This is a genomic window from Stenotrophomonas sp. KH_029 (genome assembly GCF_057839765.1).
In genome coordinates, this window is record NZ_CM174498.1 from 1365875 (window position 1) to 1387795 (window position 21921).

A 21921-nucleotide genomic window follows, 5' to 3' on the forward strand; every position below is an offset into this window, starting at 1 on the left:
AAAGGGCGCCCAAAGCGCGGACCATCCCCTTTTTTATCCCACTGCCACGCAAACGGCAGTGCTTTGGAGTTCCCCATGTCCCAAGAATCCCCCGCGCCGCTGCTGTTCGCAGATCTCGGCCTGTCCGACGCTGTGATGCAGGCGGTCGCCACCGTCGGCTATGAAACCCCCTCGCCGATCCAGGCCGCCACCATTCCGGCGATGCTGGAAGGCCGCGACGTGCTCGGCCAGGCGCAGACCGGTACCGGCAAGACCGCCGCCTTCGCGCTGCCGGTGCTGTCCAACCTCGATTTCAACCAGGCCAAGCCGCAGGTGCTGGTGCTGGCACCCACCCGCGAACTGGCCATCCAGGTCGCCGAGGCGTTCCAGACCTATTCCTCGGGCATCCCCGGTTTCCGCGTGCTGCCGGTCTACGGCGGCCAGCCCTACGGCCAGCAGCTGTCGGCACTGCGCCGTGGCGTGCATGTGGTGGTAGGTACCCCGGGCCGGGTGATCGACCACCTCAACCGCGGCACCCTGGACCTGTCCGAGCTGAAGACCCTGGTGCTTGACGAAGCCGATGAAATGCTGCGCATGGGCTTCATCGACGACGTCGAAGCGGTGCTCAAGAAGCTGCCGGAGACCCGTCAGGTCGCCCTGTTCTCGGCCACCATGCCCTCGCAGATCCGCCGCATCGCCCAGACCTACCTGAAGAACCCGGCCGAAGTCACCATCGTGACCAAGACCACCACCTCGGCCAACATCCGCCAGCGCTATTGGTGGGTGAGCGGAATGCACAAGCTCGATGCGCTGACCCGCATCCTGGAAGTGGAACCCTTCGACGCGATGATCATCTTCTCGCGCACCAAGGCCGCTACCGAAGAACTGGCCGAGAAGCTGCAGGCCCGCGGCCTGGCCGCTGCGGCGATCAACGGCGACATGCAGCAGGCCCAGCGCGAGCGCACCATCGGCATGCTCAAGGAAGGCAAGCTGGATATCCTGGTGGCCACCGACGTGGCCGCGCGCGGCCTGGACGTGGAGCGGATCAGCCACGTGCTGAACTACGACATCCCGTACGACACCGAAAGCTACGTGCACCGCATCGGCCGTACCGGCCGTGCCGGCCGCACCGGTGACGCGATCCTGTTCGCCACCCCGCGCGAAAAGGGCATGCTGCGTGCGATCGAGCGCGCCACCCGCCAGCCGATCGAAGAGATGCAGCTGCCGAGCGTGGACGCGGTCAACGACACCCGCATCACCAAGTTCATGAGCCGCATCAGCGACACGCTCGATGCCGGCGGCACTGAGTTCTACCGCGACCTGCTGCAGCGGCTGGAAGGCGAGAAGAACGTGCCGGCGATCGACATCGCCGCCGCGTTGGCCAAGCTGCTGCAGGGCGATTCGCCGTTCCTGCTGACCCCGCCGGTCCGTGGTGCGCGCGAAGAGCGTGCCCCGCACCAGCGCAACGAGCGCAGCAACGACCGTGGCGAGCGCCCGGCCCGTTTCGAACCGCGCTTCGAGCGTGGCCCGCGTCGTGAAGACGAGCGTGGTCCGCGCCCGCCGCGTCCGGAAGGCGATTTCGGCAACAGCGAGGGCGGCTTCGAGCGCGCGCCGCGCCGTGACATCGCCCCGCGTGGTGCCGCCGAGCCGGGCATGGAAACCTTCCGCATCGAAGTGGGCCATGTGCACGGCGTCAAGCCGGGCAACATCGTCGGCGCGATCGCCAACGAAGCCGGCCTGGAAAGCCGCTTCATCGGCCGCATCGACATCCACGACGACTTCTCGGTGCTGGACCTGCCGGCGGAGATGCCGCAGGACCTGCTGACCCACCTGAAGAAGGTGTGGGTCTCGGGCCAGCAGCTTCAGATGCGCAAGGTAGAGCCGGGCGAAGACCTGACCCCGTCGGCGCGCCCGCCGTTCAAGCCGAAGTTCGGCCAGGGCGGCAAGCCGCGTGGCCCGGGCGGTCCCGGCGGCAACGACCGCCCGCCGCGCCGTGATGGCTTCAAGCCGCGTGGCCCGCGCAACTTCTGATCGCCCCACGGTGATCGACACAACGCCAGCCTTCGGGCTGGCGTTGTTGTTTCAGGGGACAGGGCCTGCGCCCAGGCGGTTTCGCGCCATCTCAACATGGCTGCCCCTAGCCTGCCGGTTGGACCACGCGGCAATGGAACTGGTACAACAGGCCACCGGGGGGGATCGGCGATGCTGGCAACTGGCAGGGACGTTGGTGCAAGGGGAGTGCCGTATCCGATGCGGGGGTTGACCCTGCGCTTTGCGCTGCTGACCGGCGTGGCGATCGGGCTGGTCGGCATTTCCGCGCTGATCCAGGAACTGCAGGCGGCCTCGACGGCCTGGATCGTCGGCCAGAGCCATTGGTCGCGCAGCCAGCAGCAGGCCAGCTTCGCACTCAGCCGCTACCTCGACCACGGCCATCCGCGCGACCTGGCCGAAGCGCGCCAGGCGCTGGCGGTGCCGTTGGGCGACCTGGACGCGCGGCGTGCGCTGGAACAGCCCGACACCGACCTGGCGCGCGCACGGCGCGGCTTCCTGGCTGGCGAGAATGCGCCGGGCGACGTCAACCGCTTGATCGTGTCGTTCCGCTATCTGGGCCACCTGGCCTATTTCAAGGATGCGGTGCACCTGTGGCGGCAGACCGATGCGCCACTGCTGCAACTGGTCGGCCTGGCCGGCGCCGCGCAGGCCCTGCACGCACGGCCGCAGGTGGACCCGGCGACCCGGGCGATGCTGCAGGACCGGTTGCAGGCCCTGGACCGCGACCTGCAGGGCCAGGCCAAGGCGTTCTCGATGTCGCTGCGGCGCACCGCAGGGATCGTGCGGATCACCACGCTGGTGGTGGGCGGGTTGTCGGTGCTGCTGATCACCGTGGTGGCGGTGCTGCTGGCGCGGCGGGTACGCCACGACTTGCTGGAGAAGGAAAGCCGCTTCCGCGCCGCGTTCTACCTGGCCACGGTGGGCATGCTCAAGCTGGATGCCGACGGCGGCATCGTTGAAGCCAACCAGGCCATCGCCGATATCCTCGGCTACCGCCGCGAAACCCTGCTCGGGCTGGCCCTGCCGGACCTGCTGGCCGAGGGTGAGCTGGTGTTCGACGACCACGGCCGGATCGACTGGCCGCGCCAGCTGCGCCCGGCCGAACTGCGCTTCCGCTGCGCCAACGGCGGGCTGTTGTGGGGGCGCTGGAGCGGCACCCTGGTGGCGATGCCCGGGCATGCGCCGATGGTATTTGCGATCATCGAAGATGTCTCGCAGAACCATGCGCTGGCCCGCGAGGTGCAGCACCACGCCAGCCACGACCCGCTCACCGGCCTGATCAACCGGCGCGAGATCGAGCGCCTGATCGAGCTGGCGCTGCTGGACGTGCGTGCCCACGGTGGCGTGCACAGCCTGTGCTACATCAACCTGGATTACTTCAAGCTGGTCAACGATGGCCTGGGCCACGCGGCCGGCGACCAGTTGCTGCGCAGGATGGCCGACTACCTGGTCGGCGCGGTGCGCGATGGCGACTGGGTCGGCCGGCTGGGCGGCGACGAGTTCGCGTTGTTGCTGGCCAATGTCGGCCAGGACGAGGCCAAACAGGCGCTGCAGCGGATCGTGCGCAGCCTCGGCCAGGCCGGTTTCCTGCATGCCGAAGGCAGCCCGCGGGTGAGCTGCAGCATCGGGGTGGTGGAAGTCACCGACGAGGCGGCGGACGTCAACTGGTTGATGAGCGCCGCCGACAGTGCCTGCTATGCGGCCAAGGAGGCCGGGCGCAACCGCGTGCACTGCTTCAACGAGAGCCGCCTGGCACTGGACGAACGCCGGCTGGAGGCCGACCGCCTGGCCCAGGTGTCCAGCGCGATCGCCGACAACCGCATGCTGCTGTATGCCCAGCGCATCGAGCGGGTCGGCGACCCGGGTTTCCTGCACTATGAAGTGCTGGTGCGCATGCGCGGCGTCGATGGGGTACTGCAGGGGCCGGGCGCGTTCATGCCGGCGGTGGAGCGCTATGGGATGGGCATGGCGCTGGACCGGCACGTGCTGTCGCTGCTGTTCCGGCACCTGCAGGTGTGCCCGGCGCACGTGCAGGTGCTGGGCCTGTGCAATGTCAACGTGTCGGCGCAATCGATCGCCGAGCCCAGCTTCCTGGCCTTCGTCTGCGACCTGCTCGAACGCAACCGCGGGCTGGCCCGCAAGTTGTGCTTTGAGATCACCGAAACCGCCGCGATCAGCAGCCTGGCCCAGGCCCGCAACTTCATCGAAGGGGTCAAGGCGCGCGGCTGCCGGGTGGCGCTGGACGACTTCGGGTCGGGGCTGTCCTCGTTCAGCTACCTGCGCCAGCTGCCGGCGGACATGCTCAAGATCGACGGGGTGTTCGTGCGCGATATGGACATCGATCCGGTCAGCCGCGCGGCGGTGCGGGCGATCACCGAGATCGGCCGCGAACTGCATATGACCGTGGTGGCCGAATGGGTGGAATCGCTGGAGGTGGCCGCCCAGCTGCAGCAGCTGGGCGTGGACGGGTTGCAGGGTTATGCGATCGAACGCCCGATGGCCCTGGAGCGGATGACCCAGCCGGCATTGCGCCCGCTGCGCAGCGGCGTGTCATCCGATGGCCGCCCAGGCCTGCCATGATCGCGGCCAAGCAGTCGCCGTAGCGTTCGCACGCCGGCGGATGCGGATGCGTACCGTCCAGCGTGAAAGTGCCGGGATCTTGCGATAATCCCGGCCAGGGGCGGCACGCGCTGTGCGTGGGCACGACGGAACGGGCGGGGCAGGGCGTGAGGTACGGGCACGGCAGGTTCGGTGGGAAAGGCGCAGTGTGCTGGCTGCTGGCATGGCTGTTGCTGTGGCCCGGTGTCTGGCAGGCGTCGGCGGCAGCGCTGGACCCGGCCCGGGTCGGGCATGACGTGCTGCTGCTGGGCGCGGCTACCGCCGAGCGCACGCCGCAGCGCGCCTGCAGTGCCGATGTGCTGGCGCGCCACCAGCAGGTGCTGGCGGTGCCGGCGCCTGCCGATGGCTGGTCGGGCGAGCCGCAGGCGGTGGATGTGTTCGGCGTGCTGGCCGGGGAAGTGCGCATCAGCCACGGCGACCGCGAGATCTGCGGCAGCATGCACGACGCGCGCACCCGCGATTCGCGCTTCCGCGCCGGGATCGGCATGGTGGTGGTGCCGCCGGCCGGCGGGCACGAACCGATCGTGGTGGCCTGGGCCGCCCCGCTCAAACCGCGCTGGATTCCCACCGTGCAGCTGGGCGGGCCCAGCCCGGTGCAGCAGAACGACACCGCGCGGCTGCTGGTGCGCGCGGCCTGCATCGCCGTGGCGATCGCGCTGGCGCTGTCGGCGCTGATCGGCTACGTCACCGCCAAGGACCGTTCCTTCCTGGTCTTCGTCGCGGTCTGCCTGGTGTTCGTGCTGTGGCAGGCGGTGCTGGGCGGCCTGAGCGGCTACCCCGAGCCGTGGCTGCCGGTGGACGACCGCGCCTCGTGGTGGCTGGTGGCGCTGACCGCGTTCACCGAAGCGCTGCTGTTGCCGATCCTGTGGCGGCTCAACGGCGGCGACCGGCTCTGGCCAGGGTCGCGCGGGGCCCAGCAGGGCGCGCTGTGGGGGCTGATCGCGGTCGGCCTGTGCGTGCCGTGGATGGGCCTGGCCGCCCTGGGCTGGTGGGCGGCGGCGCTGGAGACGCTGTACCTGGCCGGCTGCGCGGTATGCCTGGGCGTGGGCCTGTGGGCACTGCTGCGGCGCGACCGTTATGCACTGGCCGGGCTGAGTGCGCTGGCGCCGTGGTGGGTGATGATCATCGCCGATGCGCTGCACGCGCAGTGGGTGGTGGCCTACCGGATCGAGGCGCTGCAGCTGTCGGCCACCTGGTTCCTGATGATGTCCGCCTATGCGCTGAACCTGCGCCTGGGCCGGCTGCGCCAACAGCGCGACGAGATGCGCCAGCTGGCCGACACCGACGCGCTGACCGGCCTGCCCAACCGCCGCGCCGGGCTGCGCCTGCTGGCCGAGTACCTGCAGCGGGCCCGGCAGGAGCAGCAGCCGCTGGCGATCGGCTTTCTGGACATCGACCTGTTCAAGGACATCAACGACCAGTTCGGCCATGACGTCGGCGACCAGGTGCTGGTGGCGGTGGCGCGCGGCCTGCGCGGGGCGGTACGCAACCACGATGATGTGATCCGCATGGGCGGGGAAGAGTTCCTGGTGCTGCTGCCCGGCACCAACCGCCTTACCGCCCTGGCCCGGCTGGAAAGCGTGCGCCAGCAGGTGGTGGCGGTGAGGCAGGCGTTGGCCATTCCGGGCCTGGACGTGTCGGCCAGCATCGGCCTGGCGGTGCTGCGCGGGCCGGCCGACGACCTGCCGGCGCTGCTGCGCCGCGCCGACCACGCCATGTACTGCGCCAAGCGCGCCGGCCGCAACCAGGTCTACGACGCTGAACAGCCGGCCGCGGCCAGCGACCCGCTGATGGTCTGACGCGGCCGGCAACGCCACGCCGTTGCCCTGTACGGCCCGTGTTTGCCGGATAATGGCCCGATGACAACCCGACTCAACAAGTTCATCGCCGAAACCGGCTTCTGTTCCCGCCGCGAAGCCGACCGCCTGATCGGCGAGCGTCGCGTCACCGTCAATGGCCATCCCGCCGGTACCGGCGCGGTGGTCGGGCCGGACGACGTGGTGCTGGTCGACGGCCAGCCGCTGCGCGCGCGCGAGGCGAAGAAGGCCGGCGGCCGCAAGCATGTCTATATCGCGCTGAACAAGCCGGTGGGCATCACCTGCACCACCGAAAGCTCGGTCAAGGGCAACATCGTGGAGTTCGTCGGCCACGAACAGCGGATCTTCCCGATCGGCCGCCTGGACAAGGATTCCGAAGGCCTGATCCTGCTGACCAGCAACGGCAACATCGTCAACCAGATCCTGCGCGCCGAGAACGGCCACCAGAAGGAATACATGGTGGCGGTCAACAAGCAGGTCACCGACGAATTCCTGCGCGGCATGGCCCGCGGCGTGCGCATCCGCGATGAAACCACGCTGCCGTGCCGGACCAGCCGGCTGGCCAAGTTCGGCTTCCGGGTGATCCTGCAGCAGGGCCTGAACCGGCAGATCCGGTTGATGGCTGCCGCGTTCGGCTACCGGGTCACCCAACTGCGCCGGGTACGCATCGACAACATCAAGATCGGCGCGCTCAAGCCTGGCCAGTGGCGCAACCTCACCGATGCCGAGTTGAAGGGGCTGCTGCCCCAGCAACAGGAATGGTGATGGCCGGCATCATGCGCTGATCCGGCGCTGCCGATAGACGGCGCGGGCACATCAGCTTGCCAAGCGCGATGGCGGCAGCCGGGTGGTACGCGCCGACGGAGCCGGTCGCAGGCGCTGCGACCGGTGCCGGGCACACTGCCGGCTCTTCAGTATGGAGTTCCCGCGCATGTTGCAGACCCTGGCCGTGGCCAACTACCGATCCCTGCAGGGTCTGGTGGTGCCGATGGATCGCCTGAACCTGGTCACCGGCGACAACGGCAGCGGCAAATCCAGCCTGTACCGCGCGCTGCGCCTGCTGGCCGAAACCGCGCAGGGGGGCGTGGCGGCGGCGCTGGCGCGCGAAGGCGGGCTGGCCTCGGCATTGTGGGCCGGCCCGGAACAGCTGGACCGGCGCGTGCGCGATGGCGAGATGCCGTTGCAGGGCACGGCCCGGACCCAGCCGGTGTCGCTGCGGCTGGGGTTTGCCGCCGAGGCGTTCGGCTATGCGATCGACCTCGGCCTGCCGGTGCCGAGCCAGTCGATGTTCGACCTGGAGCCGCAGATCAAGGCCGAATGCATCTGGGCCGGCCCGTTCCTGCGCACTGCCAACCTGCTGGTCGAACGCCGTGGCGCGCGCGTGCGGCGGCGCGCCGGGCGCAGCTGGGAAGCCCTGGACGAACCGTTGTCCGGGTTCGACAGCCTGTTCTCGCAACTGGCTGACCCCCAGCGCATGCCCGAGGTGATGCAGCTGCGCGAGTACATCCGGCGCTGGCGCTTCCACGACCATTTCCGCACCGACAGCGCGGCCCCGGCGCGGCAGCCGACGCTGGCGATCCGCACCCCGGTGCTCGGCCATGACGGCCACGACCTGGCCGCGGCCTGGCAGACCATCCTGGAAATCGGCGATGCGCCGGCGCTGGCCCGGTCCGTGGACGATGCGTTTCCCGGCGCGCAGGTGGCCATCGATGCCCATGACGGACGGCTGTCGCTGAGCTTCCGGCAACCCGGTCTGCTGCGCCCGCTGGCGGCCACCGAACTGTCCGACGGTACGCTGCGCTACCTGCTGCTGGTGGCCGCCCTGCATACCCCGCGACCGCCGCCGCTGCTGGTGCTCAACGAACCGGAAACCAGCCTGCACCCGGACCTGCTGCCGGCCTTGGCGCGATTGATCATTGCCGCCAGTGCACGCAGCCAGCTGTGGGTGGTGTCGCATGCCAGTCGCCTGATCGCCGCGCTGCAGGAGGATCCAGCCTGCCATACGATCGGCCTGCACAAGGCGTTCGGCCGCACCTGCGTAGAGGGACAGGGCCTGCTGGATGCGCCGGCCTGGCACTGGCCCACGCGGTAGCTGCCGACCGTTGGTCGGTGCGGCGCACGCCCTTCAATCGACGATGTTGCGCGCCTCGGCGGTGGCCAGGATCTCGGCATGCTCGACCGGCTTGCGGCGGTTCAACAGCGGGTGCAGGAACACCGCGCCGATGATGATGGCCACGCCGGCATAGAACAGCGGGGTCAGTTCGCGCTGCTCGCTGAGCAGGACCATCGCCAGCACGATCGCGTAGACCGGTTCCAGGTTGGTCACCAGCTGCACCGTATAGGCGCTGAGGTGGCGCAGCGCCACCAGCGCCAGGGCAAACGGCAGCAGCGTGCAGACCCCGGCCAGGCCCAGCAGCAACAGGCCATCATGCAGGCTGGGCACCACCCACAGCGGGCTGGCCAGGGCCGGCAGCAGCAACGGCAGGGCCGGGGCGAGCAGGGTCAAGGTGACGGTGCCGGCGCCCAGTTCCAGGGCGGTCACCGTCAGCGGGTCGGCATGGCTGACCAGGCGCTTGTTGAGCGAGCCGAACACCGCCACCAGCAGCGCCGACAACGCCCCGATCAGCACCCCCAGGCGCATGCCGTGCGGCACCCCACCGACCACCAGCGCCACCCCGGGCAGCACCGCGATGCCGAAGGCCAGCTCGCGCAGCTGGAAGGGGCGCTTGGCCACCCACGGTTCGATCACCGCGGTGAACACCGGCGCCAGCGCGATGCAGGTGGCCGCCACCGAGGCATTGGCCAGTTTGACCGCGCCGTAGAAGGTCAGCCAGTGCAGCGCCACCAGCGCACCGACCCCGCAGTAACCGGCGAACAGCGCCGGCGACAACTGGCGCAGCCCGCGCCAGACCCGCGGCAGCAGGGCCAGCATCGCCACCACCAGCAGCATGCGCCACCACACCAGGGGCAGTGCGGGCAGGGTGATCAGCTTGCCGAGGATGGCGGTGACGCCCCACAGCAGGACGCAGAAGTGGATTTGCAGCAGGGCCTTGCGGGTGTCGGAGATCGGCATCGGGGTATTGTGCGGCACCGGCTGGCCGGGTGAAACGGTCATGTCGCGGCGGCGCAGGCCATGGCATGCTGCGCCGATGGAACCTGCCCGCATCCACCCCGCTGCCGCCGTCCCGCCGCCTTCGGCCGGCGCGCGCGCCTGGGCCGCGCTGACCGGCCTGGTCGCGCTGGCCGCGCTCGGGCTGCAGTACGCGCTGCTGCTGCAGAGCGTGGGCGCCAGCCGCGGCAACGGCCTGGCCACGCTGCAGTTGCTGGGTTACTTCACCATCCTGAGCAACATCGCGGTGGCCGCGGTCTGCCTGGCGCGCCTGCGCGGCCGCCGCCACGGCATGGCCGCGCCCGCGCCGAGTGCGGCGGTGGCGCTGTACATCGGCATCACCGGGCTGATCTATGTGCTGATCCTGCGCACCCTGTGGCAACCGCAGGGCGCGCAATGGTGGGCCGACACCGGCCTGCACTACGCGGTGCCGGCGCTGTACCTGCTGGGCTGGCTGGCCGGGCCGCATGGCCACCTGTGCTGGCGCCAGCTGGGATGGGCGCTGCTGTTCCCGACGGCCTACCTGGGCTGGGCACTGCTGGTCGGGCGCTGGAGCGGGCAGTACCCGTACCCGTTCCTGGACCTGGTGCAGCTCGGGATGGCCACGGTGGCGCGCAATGCCGCCGTGGTGGCATTGGCGTTCGTGGCGCTGGGCGCGCTGCTGTGGCGGATCGATGCGCGCCTGGGCAACCGGTCGCCGGCACGGTAGGTACCGACCGTTGGTCGGTACGGGTCTGGCGGGATGTGCGGAACGGTAGCCGACCACCCCTCGGCGCTACGCTGCACCGAGCCGCTGCAACTGCTCGCGCAGTGCCAGCGCCGCAGCCGGGTTGCGCTGTTTGGCCGCGCCGATGAACAGCACATACACCTGGCGCGGTCCGCTGGCCGGCGCTTCGGGCATCAGATGCGGCAGGTCCGGGTTGTCGTCCCCGCGCGCCCAGCGCATCGCGCGCAGGCACCATTGCTCCAGCGCACGCTCGGGATACCCGGCGCGCAGCGTGGCGCGCGCCTGCATCAGGCGCGCATAGACGAAATCGGCGGTGGGATCGGCGAAACTGGGGTAGTCGGCAGAACCGCTGAACACCAGCGCCACATGGTGCGCGCGGGCCACCGCCAGCAGTTCCGGCGTCCATGCCGCCGGGTTGCGGACCTCCAGTGCATGCCGTAGCCGTTGGCCGTCGGCCTGGCGCGGCAGCCCCTGCAGGAACCGATCGAACTCCTGCGCCATCGCCGGATGGCGCTCGGCGAACTGCCACACCAGCGGGCCCAGCCGATCGCCCAGCGCGACGATGCCGCCGATGAAGTCCTCCACCCGGGCACCCACCCTGGACAGGTCGTGGGATTGGGTGATGGTGCGCGGCGCCTTGGCCGAAAAAAGGAAACCGGGCGGGGTCTGCGCGCGCCATTGCGCATACACCGCCGGCGTCTGTGCACGGTAGAACGTGCTGTTGATCTCGATGCAGCCGAGCCGCGCGCTGGCATACGCCAGTTCTTCGCGCTGGGCCAGCCCGGGTGGGTAGAACGCGCCGCCGCGCCAGGCCGGAAACACCCAGCCACCGATGCCGGCGCGGATCTGCCCGGGCGCTGCGCTCATGCGCCGGCCTGGCGTGCTGCGCGGGGGCGTTGCCCCATGCGGGGCGCTAGGTTGATGGCGGTGGCGGTCATGCGCGGTGTTCCCGGACGGACTGGCTTCTGGCACAGGCGAGCCTGAACGTCGCGGCGTTACCATCATGCGAAACCCGGCGCCGGCGACCTGACGGTGTCCACGCCCCCGTGACATGCAAAGGAGACACTGTTTGAACACATCCTGGATCGGAGGCCTCGTGCTGCTGGCATGCGCACCCCTTGCGTCGGCGTCGGCACCGGCGCCACTGCAGCGCCTGGACGCCACCGTGGAGCGCGTGCGCAGCCAGTTCGACGTGCCTGGCATCGCAGTGGCGGTGGTGAAGGATGGCCAGGTGGTGTTCGAGCGTGGCTACGGCGTGCGCGAACTGGGCAAGCCGGCGCCGGTGCAGGCCGACACCCTGTTTGCGATCGCCTCCAATACCAAGGCGTTCACCGCCACCGCGCTGAACCTGCTGGCCGAGCAGGGCAAGCTGAAGATGGACGATCGGGTGATCGAGCACCTGCCCGGCTTCCGCATGTCCGATCCGTATGTCACCGGCGAGATGCGCATCCGCGACCTGCTCTCGCATCGTAGTGGCCTGAGCCTGGGTGCGGGCGACCTGCTGTTCTGGCCGACCACCTCCTACAGCAACAAAGAGGTGGTGCAGCGTCTGGGCAACGTGCCGCTGAAAGCCGGTTTCCGTGATCGCTATGCCTACGACAACATTCTCTACGCGGTCGCCCAGCAGGTGATCGAGCAGGTGTCCGGGCAGACCTATGCGGACTTCCTGCAGCAGCACATCTTCACGCCGGTCGGGATGCGCGGCACCCGCTACAACGCCGACCATCTGCAGCCCGGCGACAACGCCGCGGTCGGTCACGCCAAGTACGATTTCAGCCAGCTGCGTACCGTCGCGCCGCTGACCTGGTCCAACAATGCCGGCGCCGGCGGCATCTATTCCAGCGTCCACGACATGGCGCGCTGGATGAACGTGCAGCTGGCCCAGGGCACGCTGGAGAACGGGCAGCCGCTGTTCACCGCAAAGACCCAGCAGGCGATGTGGCAGATGATCACGCCGCAGGTCGTGCCCGAGCCGAGCGTGCCGCAGCTGGCCGCGGCGCGGCCGAACTTCGCCGGCTATGGCGAAGGCTGGAGCCTCAGCGACTACCGTGGCCAGAAACTGGTCTGGCATACCGGCGGCTGGCCGGGGATGGTTTCGCGCGTGACCCTGGTGCCGGAGCACAAGCTGGGCATCGTGGTGTTGACCAACCAGGAAGTGGGCGCGGCCTTCAATGCGATCACCATGGACGTGCTCGATGCCTACCTGCAGGCACCGGCCACCGATTGGGTCGCTGCGTATGCGGCCGCCGTCGCCAAGTCGCAGGAAAAGGCGGACGAGGGCTGGGCCAGGCACCAGGCCGCGCGCGATGCGAAATCCAAGCCGTCGCTGCCGCTGGCACGCTATGCCGGTGGTTATCGCGACGCGTGGTACGGCGATGTGTTCATCGAACAGGAGGGCGGCAAGCTGCGCCTGCGCTTCGGCAAGACCGCGCAGTTGATCGGCACGCTGGAGCATTGGCAACACGATACCTTCCTGGTGCGCTGGGATGATCGTTCGCTCAATGCCGATGCCTTCGTGAATTTCAACCTCGACCCGGACGGCAAGGTGCGGGAAGTGCGCATGCAGGCGATTTCGGCGCTGACCGATTTCAGCTTCGATTTCCAGGACCTGCTGCTGGTGCCGGTGGCCGCTGCGGACAAGGGCTGAACCGCACGCGCGGCGTGTTGCGCAGGTGAAAACAAAAGGCAGGCCGCGGTGGGATAATCGCGGCCTGTTTTGTTTTCGGTGCACTGCGATGTTCCGCTGGTTCGAATCGATTATTCCGGTGTTCCCGCCGATCGATGCGCGCATGCCACCCCGCAAGGTGGTGCCGTTCTATATCCATTACCTGCGCCCGGTCTGGCCGGTGCTGCTGGCCACCTTGATCGCCGGCCTGCTGCTGGCACTGGTCGAAGTGGCGATGTTCGATTTCCTTGGCCGCATCGTGGACATGGTCGCCGAGCAGCCCGGCAGCGGCTTCTTTGCACGGCATGCCAACACGCTGATGTGGATGGCCGGCATCACCCTGATCGCACGGCCACTGCTGGTATCGCTGCACAGCCTGCTGGTCAACCAGGCGATCGTGCCGGGGTTGAGCAACCGCTCGCGCTGGCTGATGCACAACTACGTGGTGCGGCAGAGCCTGAGCTTCTTCCAGAACGACTTCGCCGGCAGCATGGCCAACCGGGTGATGCAGACCGGCACCTCGCTGCGCGAATCGGCGGTGCAGATGGTCGATTCGGTCTGGTACATCCTGGTCTACACCGGCACTGCGCTGTACCTGTTCGCACAGGCCGACTGGCGGCTGATGATTCCGCTGGCCCTGTGGATGGGCAGCTACGTGGTGATCATGTGGTACTTCGTACCGCGCGCCAAGCAGCGGGCGTGGCTTGCCTCGGAGGCGCGTTCCAAGGCGATGGGCCGCATCGTGGATGGCTACACCAACGTGCCCACGCTGAAGCTGTTCGCCCATGGCGGGCGCGAGCAGGCCTACGTGGCCGAAGCGATCGGGGAACTGGCAACCAAGCACCGCGGCCAGACCCGGGTCACCACCGGGCTGGAAGTGACCATCGCCGTCGTCAACGGTTTCCTGATCGTGGGCACCTGCGCGCTGGCGCTGTGGCTGTGGAACGGTGGGCATATCACGGTGGGCGCGATCACCCTGGCCACCGGCCTGGTGATCCGCATCCACAACATGTCCGGCTGGATCATGTGGACCATCAACGGCATCTTCGAGGATATCGGTACGGTGCAGGACGGCATCACCACCATCTCGCAGCCGCTGACCGTGCAGGACCGTGCCGATGCCGTGCCCTTGCAGGTCAGCCGGGGCGCCGTGCATTTCGACCACATCCATTTCCATTACGGCAAGGCCGGCGGCGTGATCGCCGGGCTCGACCTGGTGGTGGCGCCGGGCGAGAAGATCGGCCTGGTCGGGCCCTCCGGTGCGGGCAAGTCGACCCTGGTCAACGTGCTGTTGCGGCTGTACGACCTGGAAAGCGGGCAGATCCGCATCGATGGCCAGGATATCGCCGGGGTCACCCAGGAGAGTCTGCGCGGGCAGATCGGGGTGGTCACCCAGGACACCTCGCTGCTGCACCGGTCGATCCGCGACAACCTGTTGTACGGGCGTCCGGATGCGACCGAGGAACAGCTGCGCGCGGCGGTGGCCAAGGCGCGCGCGTCGGCCTTCATCGACACGCTGCGCGATGGCGAAGGGCGGCAGGGCTATGACGCCCACGTGGGCGAACGCGGGGTGAAGTTGTCCGGCGGCCAGCGCCAGCGCATCGCCATTGCCCGGGTACTGCTCAAGGACGCGCCGATCCTGGTGCTGGACGAAGCGACCTCGGCACTGGATTCGGAAGTGGAGGCGGCCATCCAGGACAACCTGGACGAGCTGATGGCCGGCAAGACGGTGATCGCGACCGCGCACCGTTTGTCGACCATCGCGCGCATGGACCGGCTGGTGGTGATGGACGAAGGCCGGATCGTGGAAACCGGCACGCATGCGCAGCTGATTGCGGCCAATGGCCTGTATGCGCGCTTGTGGGCGCGCCAGACCGGCGGGTTCGTGGCGGCCGACGCGTGACCAGGGCGTAGAAGCCAGGAAGCCAATGCCTGTTGTTGTTCCGGTCCCGGCGGCTTGGCTGGCGGGTGCGGGTATGCGGGACACGCCGTGAATACATCCCTGTAGGCTCGTAGAAAACATCCATGTTTTCGCCAAGCCCCCAAGGGTGAGGGCGGATTGCTTGCGAGGCACTGCCTCACATTCGCCCGAACGCCTAGCCGCTGGCGGCTGGGCCGGACCGCGGAGCGGGGTTCACGGCGTGTCCCACCAACCCACCCGCGCCAGCCCAACCAGCGAGTACGTGCGTCACCGCTTTTGATCTGAGGCTGTAGTTTGCAGCTGGTCTCCCCGCAGATCGGCGAAGACCAAAGAAAAACGGCCCGGTTCTCACCGGGCCGTTCGCCTGTCCATACGTGCACGACGGGCATCGCCCGGCGGCACGGCTTACTCGATCGGCTGGTCCAGCATCAGCTGGCGCGCGAAACGCACCGGCGGGGCGCCGTAGGACAGCATCTGGTCGTGGTAGGCCTTCAGGTTGAACTTGGCGCCCTGCTTGTCCTGCACGGCCTTGCGCGTGTCGAAGTGCTCCTGCGCGCCGACGAAGTAGGTCGGCAGCTGCGCCGAGGTCAGCTGCGCGCGCACCCATTTGCCCGAGGCTTCGCTTTCCTGCTGGAACGCATCGTGGGTCATCAGCTGCATGGCCTGCTCACGTGTCCAGTTGTCCACGTGCACGCCCTGGTCCAGGATCGCGTTGGAGATGGTGCGCAGGTAGAACTTCAACTGCACCAGATGGAACAGCGGATCGTTGTCCAGGTAGCCCTGCTCCTGCATCATCCGCTCGGTGTAGACCGCCCAACCCTCGGCGAACAGGCCCGAACGCAGCACCGCGCGCAGCGTGGAGGGGAACTTGCCCGAATGCCAGCCTTCCAGGTAGTGGCCCGGGGTGCCTTCGTGGATGCTCAGCAGGTGGATCATGCGGCTGTTGTATTCGCGCAGGAACGAATCGACCTGCTTGTCGCTCCAGTCGTCGGGAATCGGCGAGACCGCGTAGAAGGTCTTCAGGTTCTTGTCCAGCGGGCCCGGCGAATCGCAGTAGGCCACGGCCACGCCGCGCTGGAATTCGGGCATCAGGATGATGTCCACCGGCGAATCGGGCAGGGTCATCAGGTCGTGCTTGCGCACGAACTCGGTGGACTGGGCCAGCGCCGCCTTGGCGTCATCGACCACCTTGTCGCGGGCGGGCTTGTCGGCATAGGCCAGTTCCAGCGCCGCTTCGATCGCCGCCTGCTGCTGGGCGTCGCTGGGGTTGGCCGGCAGCGCCGGGGCGCCGGGCTTGTCCTTCAGCACGGTCTGGGCGATGCCGTACATGTCCTGGCGCACGCGCTTGAGCTCGGCCCGTGCGCGTTCGCCGATCTGGGCGCGCGACAGCGAGGAGTTCAGCGCGAACTTCAGCTTCTGGTCGTACAGCTCGGCACCAATGCGGAAATCGCCCTTGGCGTTGGGCACCAGGGTCTTGTCCAGCCAGGTCTGCTGTTCGTCGACCGCCTTCTTCAGCCCGTCGATTGCCGCCTGCAGGCGCTTGCCATCTTCGGCCGGCAGTTCACCGATGTGCGGGGTGATGAAGGTATCGACGATGCTGAGGATGCCGCGGTTCTGCTTGGCCACGGTCTCGGCGTGGATCTTCGGCACGCGCGCCGGATCCAGGTTGGCGCGGGCCTGGGCGAAGATCTGCGGCAGCTTCTCCATGCGCGCGGTGGCTGCCTTCAGGCGCTCGGGCAGCGGCGCGAACTCACGTGCCATCAGGCCATACAGGGCACTGCCGGCCAGGCCGTTGTAGATCTGCGGATCCCAGCGCGATGCCTGCAGTACCTCGGCGCTCCAGATCTCCGACTGCAGCTGGTTGCGCAGGATCGCCGCGTCCACCTGGTTTTCGCGCGAGAGCTTGCTTACATCGATGCGGTCCAGGTCGGCGACCAGACCCTTGTAGGCGGCCAGTACCTTCTGCTGGCCGGCGGCGCTGAGGTCGTCGATCTCGCTGTCGTAGCGGTGGTCGCCGATCTGGGTGGCGCTGATCGGCGACAGCTGCATCCAGGTGTCCAGGGCGCGCTTGGACAGGTCGGCGAAGGCGGCGTCCACCGCGGCATCGCCGGCAGTGGCCGCGGCCGGAGTGCCGGTGGCGGACGGGGCGTCGGCCGGCTGGCAACCGCCCAGGGCGGCGATCAGGGCGAGGGCGAGGAGATGCTGGCGCATCGGCGATCCTGTGCAGTGGTCAATCCCCGAGCATAGGCCGGCCGGGCCGCTGGCGCCCGTGCCATTGGATTACCATGGCGCTTTCCAGCCGGAGGGTGCGCCATGCAGTACGAAGGAAGCTGCCATTGCGGGCAGATTGCGTTCGTGGTCGAGGCCACCGACCCGATCGCCGAGGTGATCGACTGCAACTGTTCGTTGTGCCGCCGGCGCGGCGGCCTGCTGTGGTTCGCCCCGCGCGCGGCACTGCAGCTGCAGACCGACCCGGCCGACCTGGCCACCTACCAGTTCAACCAGCACCACCTGGAACACCACTATTGCCGCAGCTGCGGCACTGCCCCGTTCAGCGAGGGCGTGGACCCGCGCAGCGGCCAGGCGATGGTGGCGGTCAATGTACGTTGCCTGCCCGGGCTGGACCTGGGCGGGTTGAATATCACCCACTACGACGGAGCAAGCCGGTAATGACAAGGACGACATGGCGCCTGGGCGCCGCCCTGGCAGGGACGCTGGTCCTGGTACTGGCCGGTTGCAGCAAGCACGAGGGCGCCGGAGAAGCGGCGGCCGATGCCGCCGGCGCGGTGGCGTCGCCGGAAGGGGCGGCGCTGGCCTATGAGCACGATGTGCGGATTCGGGTTGACGCGGGAAAAATCGCCGGGCGCGTCAAGCAGTTGGCCGATGCCTGCCAGTCCAGCCGCTTTGGCGACTGCGCCGTGCTGCAGGTCAGCCAGGAGGGCGGCGAGTACCCCAGCGGCTCGATCCGGGTGCGGATCGCACCCAAGGGCGTGGAGCCGCTGATCGGCCTGGCCGGGCAGGGCGGCGAACTGGCTTCGCGCAATACCCAGGCCGAAGACCTGGCCCAGCAGGTGGCCGACACCGCATTGACCAAGGCGCGCCTGCAGAAGGAGCACGAGCGGTTGCTGGCCTACCAGGACCGCGGCGGCTTGGCCGTGGCCGACCTGCTGACCATCACCCAGCGGTTGTCGGAAATCGAAGCAGGGGTCGAGCAGGCCACCCGCGATGCTGCCCAGCAGCGCCGGCGCATCGATACCCAGCTGCTGACGCTGCAGTTCGAGACCTCCAGCGGGCAGCGCAGCCGCAGCGAAATTGGCGAGGCCCTGCGCGATTCCGGCGGGATCCTGTCGTCCAGCGTGGCCTTCCTGATCCGCGCGGTGTCGGCGCTGCTGCCGGCGGTGGTGGTGCTGGCCGCGGTGGTCTGGATCGCACTGAAGCTGCGCCGCCGCCGGCGCGCGCGGGCCGCGCAGCGCGATTGAGCCCGTTGCGCGGTGCCGGGTCTGCCGGCACCGCGCAACGGTCAGCCTTCGTCGTGCTCGTACTCGACGAACACATCCAGCTCCAGCGCCAGTTCCTGCACCGCATCGCGCACGCGCTGGGCGGTATGGGCGTTGCCCACTTCCACTTCCAGTTCGTGGATGCCCGGGCCGATGTCGTCGGACAGGCCGGCCGAACTGGAGTCGTCGTCGTCCATGTGCGGCATCAGGTCATCGGTTTCCTCGATGTGCTCGATGCCCTCGATGCCTTGCAGCAGGTCGGTGATGGCACGCGCATCGTCTTCGCTGCCGGTGATTCGGAGTCGCAACATGGCCATGGCATGCGCCCTGTGGGGAAGGAAGCTTCAGCCTAGCCAGTGCCCGGACAACGGCGGGTGACGAACACGCGACGGATCCCGTTCACCGGCCCAGCAGTTCCTCCGGCAGTGCCGGGATCGGCGTGCGCTCGTCCAGCGCCTCGCGCTTGAGCCAGTCCATGAAGGCCAGCGCGGTCGGGCTGAGCGGACGGTGCTCGGCGTGCACCACGTAGTAGCTGTAGCGGGACTTCAGCGCCGGCCCGGGCAGGCGCACCAGCTCATAGCGTTGCAGGTAGGGCTGGGCGATGTGCTTGCGCGCCAGTACCGCGCCGATCCCGTACACGGCCGCGCGCATCGCATCGGTGCTGTCGCTGAAGGAATGCAGCGACGGCAGTTCCAGGCTGCGCACCCCGGCGGCGCGGAACCAGTCGCGCCAGCCCTGCGGTGACATGTCGCTGATCAGCGGCAGCGTGGCGATCTGCGCCGGTTCGCGCAGCGCGGCCACGCCGGGTAGTGCCGGGGACGCCACCGGGCACAGCTCGTCGTCCATCAGCGGATGGGCGCGCAGCCCCGGCCATTGCCCCAGGCCATAACGGATGCCCAGCTCCGGCCCGTTCTCGTCGAAGCGCACCAGCTCGGTGCTGGTCTGCAGTTCGATGCGGACCTGCGGGTGCGCGCTGGTGAAACGCGCCAGCCGCGGCACCAGCCAGCAATACGACAGCGAACGGATGGTGGTGATCCGCAGGGGCACGATATCGGCCTGCGGGTGCAGGTTGCCGGCCACCGCGTTGAGATCGCTCAGCGCTGCGGCGGCCGCATCGGCCAACTGGCGGCCTTCGGCGGTCAGCCGCACCCCGCGCGCGTGGCGCTGGAACAGCATCGTGCCCAGCAGGTTCTCCAGCTTGCGCACATGGTGGCTGACCGCACTGGCGGTTAGGTGCAACTCCTCGGCGGCGTGGGCGAAATTCTGGTGGCGCGCGGCGACCGCGAACACCCCCAGCGCGGGCAGCAGGGCAGGGCGCAGAATCATAGGCAAGACAAAAATCATATTTGTGGCTTGCCCGGATACTACGCGCTTGTGGGGCCGCATCGGTAGGCGGATGCTGTGTCCCTGTCCCCCGGAGCTTTCCCATGTTGCCGTCCGCCCATGCCCTCCAGCCACGCATCTGCCGCTTGTCCGGGGGGCAGTCATGAGCGGGGCGCCACTGGCCGGCGCGCTGGTCGAGCGCGATTGGCGCACCCCGTTGGAGCTGACCGTGCTCGGCGCGATCTGGGGCTGCTCGTTCCTGTTCATGCGCGTGGCCGTGCCCGCGTTCGGCCCGTATGCGCTGGTGGAAATACGGCTGCTGCTGGGCGCGTTGGTGCTGCTGCCGTTCCTGTGGCAGGCCCGCGCGCAGTTCCCGGCGCGGCGCTGGCTGTGGCTGGCGCCGATCGGCATCATCAATTCGGCCATTCCGTTCGTGCTGTTCGCCTGGGCGGCGCAGCGCGCACCGGCGGCGATCGGTGCGATCTGCAATGCGATGACGGTGCTGTTTGCCGCGCTGATGGCCTTCCTGTTCTTCGGTGAGAAGATCGGCATGCGCCGCGCCATCGCCCTGCTGGTCGGCTTTGCCGGCGTGGTGGTGCTGGCCACTGCCAAGGTGTCGGGCCTGAGCATCGGCACGGCGGTCATCGCCGGTGCCATGGCGGCCTTGCTGTACGGACTGGGGGTGAACCTGGTCAAGCGCCATATGACCGGGCTGCCGCCGGCGGCGTCGGCCGGCGCCACCCTGGGCTGCGCGGCCCTGGTCCTGCTGCCGATGGCACTCACCCACTGGCCGAGCGCACCGATCCCGACGCTGTCGTGGATCTGCGCGATCGCCCTGGGCGTGATCTGCACCGGGCTGGCGTTCCTGATGTTCTACCGCCTGATCGCCCGCGTCGGCCCGGCCCGCGCCTCCACCGTCACCTATCTGGTGCCGATGTTCGGCGCGCTGTTTGCCTGGCTGTTCCTGGGCGAACCGGTGACCGGGCCGATGCTTGTGGCCGGCGCCTTGATCCTGGGCAGCGTAGCGGCGTCGCAGCGATAGCCGCATGCGTGGCTACGCCCCACGATTTGCTTCGCAAACCGCGGGCCCCGCTTACCATCACCCGCATCCCCGCGCCTCTCGGCGCGCCCCCTTGTACTCCAAGGGGGCAGCCTCATCCCATCGTTGGATGGAGGCGCTCAACCCGCGCCAAACCTCTCACCGTACCGGCACCGGAATATTGCACAGGTCGATATGCCCGGCCGGGCGCTTGTAGAAATCGTCGACGCGGTTGCGGCGCGCTTCCACCGTATCGGCGAAGGTCTTCGAATCGGTGCGCAGCACCTGTAGCGGCGGCCGCTCGCTGGCTGGCACATCGCTGGCACGCTGGATCGAGCGGATCGGCGTGCGCTGCGCGGCATCGGCGTAGAAACCCATCGGGGCCGGCCCGCGCGGCAGCGCACTCAACAGTTCCATGCCCTGCAGCACCCGGCCGACCACGGTGATGTTGCGGTCCAGCTGGCGCGGCGACTGCCCGGTGACCACATACAGCTCGGCGCCGATGCTGCTGTCTTCCTCGTTGTTGCGGCCGGCGCCGAGCATGCCGTAGCAATGCGCCAGCCAGGCCTTGCCGGCCTGTCGGTCCTGCCCGACCGGGAAGCCGTCGACGAACCCGGTCTGGTCGGCCCAGCCATCGCGGTCGGGCAGCAGGCTGATCTTCAGCCCCTTGCTGTCGCGCTCGAACTCGGCCGGCAGCTTGCGCTGGGCACTGCCCAGCGGTTTGGCCTTGGCTGCATCGTCGGCATCGGCATCGCCGAACTGCACCACGAAGTTGTCCTGCGCCCGGTAGATGCTCTCCCCGTCCCAGAAATGTTCGCCAGCCAGCGTCTTGATGTTGGCCACGTGGCGCGGCGCGAACGCCGGCGCCAGCTCGATGGTGACCCGCCCACCGTCCAGGTTCAGATACAACAGGTTGGCCGGGTCCGGCGTGCGCCAGTCGCTGGCCGGCGAGGCGTCCAGGATCTGCTGCGGGCTGCGGTAGGGCGTGGCCGCGTTGGCCAGGGAGGGCAGCAGGCAGGCCAGGGCGAGGGCGAGCAGGGCGGGACGAGATGGCGACATGGCAGACCCGTTCAGGAAGGTATCGACCGATTGTGCCCGCATCGTGCCAGCCACCGCCAGCGGGCCATGCCCTGCGGCAGGGTGACTAACGGCACGTTCGCTATAGCTTACTTC

17 protein-coding genes are annotated in these 21921 nt (G+C 68.7%); 11 read left to right on the top strand and 6 right to left on the bottom strand.

Annotated features, from left to right (window positions below):
* Positions 1-75: 75 nt before the first annotated feature.
* From AC3ITM_RS06290 to AC3ITM_RS06310, 5 genes are all read left to right on the top strand, one after another.
* Positions 76-2010 (top strand): DEAD/DEAH box helicase, encoded by a 1935-nt coding sequence (locus tag AC3ITM_RS06290; protein ID WP_489269190.1) that lies wholly within the window; start codon positions 76-78, stop codon positions 2008-2010.
* A gap of 219 nt (positions 2011-2229) precedes the next feature.
* A complete protein-coding gene (locus AC3ITM_RS06295) occupies positions 2230-4611 on the top strand; it encodes a putative bifunctional diguanylate cyclase/phosphodiesterase (RefSeq protein ID WP_489269192.1) in 2382 nt (793 codons plus the stop codon).
* Positions 4612-4796: 185 nt separating this feature from the next.
* A complete protein-coding gene (locus AC3ITM_RS06300; RefSeq protein WP_489269194.1) occupies positions 4797-6449 on the top strand; it encodes a sensor domain-containing diguanylate cyclase in 1653 nt (550 codons plus the stop codon).
* A 60-nt stretch (positions 6450-6509) separates the two neighbouring features.
* A complete protein-coding gene (locus AC3ITM_RS06305; protein WP_228886675.1) occupies positions 6510-7232 on the top strand; it encodes a pseudouridine synthase in 723 nt (240 codons plus the stop codon).
* 166 nt (positions 7233-7398) lie between these two features.
* Complete coding sequence (locus AC3ITM_RS06310) at positions 7399-8559, top strand: AAA family ATPase (RefSeq protein ID WP_489269196.1); 1161 nt, start codon at positions 7399-7401, stop codon at positions 8557-8559.
* Between the two features lie 33 nt (positions 8560-8592).
* On the opposite strand, the gene AC3ITM_RS06315 is transcribed toward AC3ITM_RS06310, so the two are convergent.
* Positions 8593-9540 (bottom strand): DMT family transporter, encoded by a 948-nt coding sequence (locus AC3ITM_RS06315; protein WP_489270041.1) that lies wholly within the window; start codon positions 9538-9540, stop codon positions 8593-8595.
* Between the two features lie 76 nt (positions 9541-9616).
* Here AC3ITM_RS06315 and AC3ITM_RS06320 point away from each other — a divergent pair, with 76 nt between their 5' ends.
* Positions 9617-10285: a Pr6Pr family membrane protein gene (locus AC3ITM_RS06320; protein ID WP_489269198.1), complete on the top strand. Its 669-nt coding sequence runs from the start codon at positions 9617-9619 to the stop codon at positions 10283-10285.
* A gap of 66 nt (positions 10286-10351) precedes the next feature.
* On the opposite strand, the gene AC3ITM_RS06325 is transcribed toward AC3ITM_RS06320, so the two are convergent.
* Positions 10352-11170: a DUF72 domain-containing protein gene (locus AC3ITM_RS06325; protein WP_489269200.1), complete on the bottom strand. Its 819-nt coding sequence runs from the start codon at positions 11168-11170 to the stop codon at positions 10352-10354.
* 184 nt (positions 11171-11354) lie between these two features.
* Between AC3ITM_RS06325 and AC3ITM_RS06330 the strand changes: the two genes are divergently transcribed.
* A complete protein-coding gene (locus tag AC3ITM_RS06330) occupies positions 11355-12950 on the top strand; it encodes a serine hydrolase (protein ID WP_489269202.1) in 1596 nt (531 codons plus the stop codon).
* 88 nt (positions 12951-13038) lie between these two features.
* Complete coding sequence (locus tag AC3ITM_RS06335; RefSeq protein ID WP_489269204.1) at positions 13039-14871, top strand: ABC transporter ATP-binding protein; 1833 nt, start codon at positions 13039-13041, stop codon at positions 14869-14871.
* A 423-nt stretch (positions 14872-15294) separates the two neighbouring features.
* Here the strand turns inward: AC3ITM_RS06335 and AC3ITM_RS06340 are convergent, their stop codons facing one another.
* A complete protein-coding gene (locus AC3ITM_RS06340) occupies positions 15295-17100 on the bottom strand; it encodes a DUF885 domain-containing protein (RefSeq protein WP_489269206.1) in 1806 nt (601 codons plus the stop codon).
* A 102-nt stretch (positions 17101-17202) separates the two neighbouring features.
* On the opposite strand from AC3ITM_RS06340, the gene AC3ITM_RS06345 reads away from it, so the two are divergent.
* Both AC3ITM_RS06345 and AC3ITM_RS06350 read left to right on the top strand, forming a co-directional pair.
* On the top strand, positions 17203-17559 hold the full coding sequence (locus AC3ITM_RS06345; RefSeq protein WP_489269208.1) for a GFA family protein: 357 nt from the start codon (positions 17203-17205) through the stop codon (positions 17557-17559).
* A complete protein-coding gene (locus AC3ITM_RS06350) occupies positions 17559-18368 on the top strand; it encodes a DUF4349 domain-containing protein (protein WP_489269210.1) in 810 nt (269 codons plus the stop codon). The genes AC3ITM_RS06345 and AC3ITM_RS06350 overlap by 1 nt, the downstream gene beginning before the upstream one ends.
* 41 nt (positions 18369-18409) lie before the next feature.
* Here AC3ITM_RS06350 and AC3ITM_RS06355 read toward each other — a convergent pair whose 3' ends face one another.
* Both AC3ITM_RS06355 and AC3ITM_RS06360 read right to left on the bottom strand, forming a co-directional pair.
* On the bottom strand, positions 18410-18703 hold the full coding sequence (locus AC3ITM_RS06355; RefSeq protein ID WP_228886684.1) for a hypothetical protein: 294 nt from the start codon (positions 18701-18703) through the stop codon (positions 18410-18412).
* A gap of 82 nt (positions 18704-18785) precedes the next feature.
* Positions 18786-19712, bottom strand: coding sequence for a LysR substrate-binding domain-containing protein (locus AC3ITM_RS06360; RefSeq protein ID WP_489270042.1), 927 nt, complete (start codon positions 19710-19712; stop codon positions 18786-18788).
* 160 nt (positions 19713-19872) lie between these two features.
* Here AC3ITM_RS06360 and AC3ITM_RS06365 point away from each other — a divergent pair, with 160 nt between their 5' ends.
* On the top strand, positions 19873-20751 hold the full coding sequence (locus tag AC3ITM_RS06365) for a DMT family transporter (RefSeq protein ID WP_489269212.1): 879 nt from the start codon (positions 19873-19875) through the stop codon (positions 20749-20751).
* Between the two features lie 156 nt (positions 20752-20907).
* Here AC3ITM_RS06365 and AC3ITM_RS06370 read toward each other — a convergent pair whose 3' ends face one another.
* Positions 20908-21807 carry a peptidylprolyl isomerase gene (locus tag AC3ITM_RS06370; protein WP_489269214.1) on the bottom strand — a complete coding sequence of 300 codons (900 nt, stop codon included), beginning with the start codon at positions 21805-21807 and terminating at the stop codon, positions 20908-20910.
* Between the last annotated feature and the right edge of the window lie 114 nt (positions 21808-21921).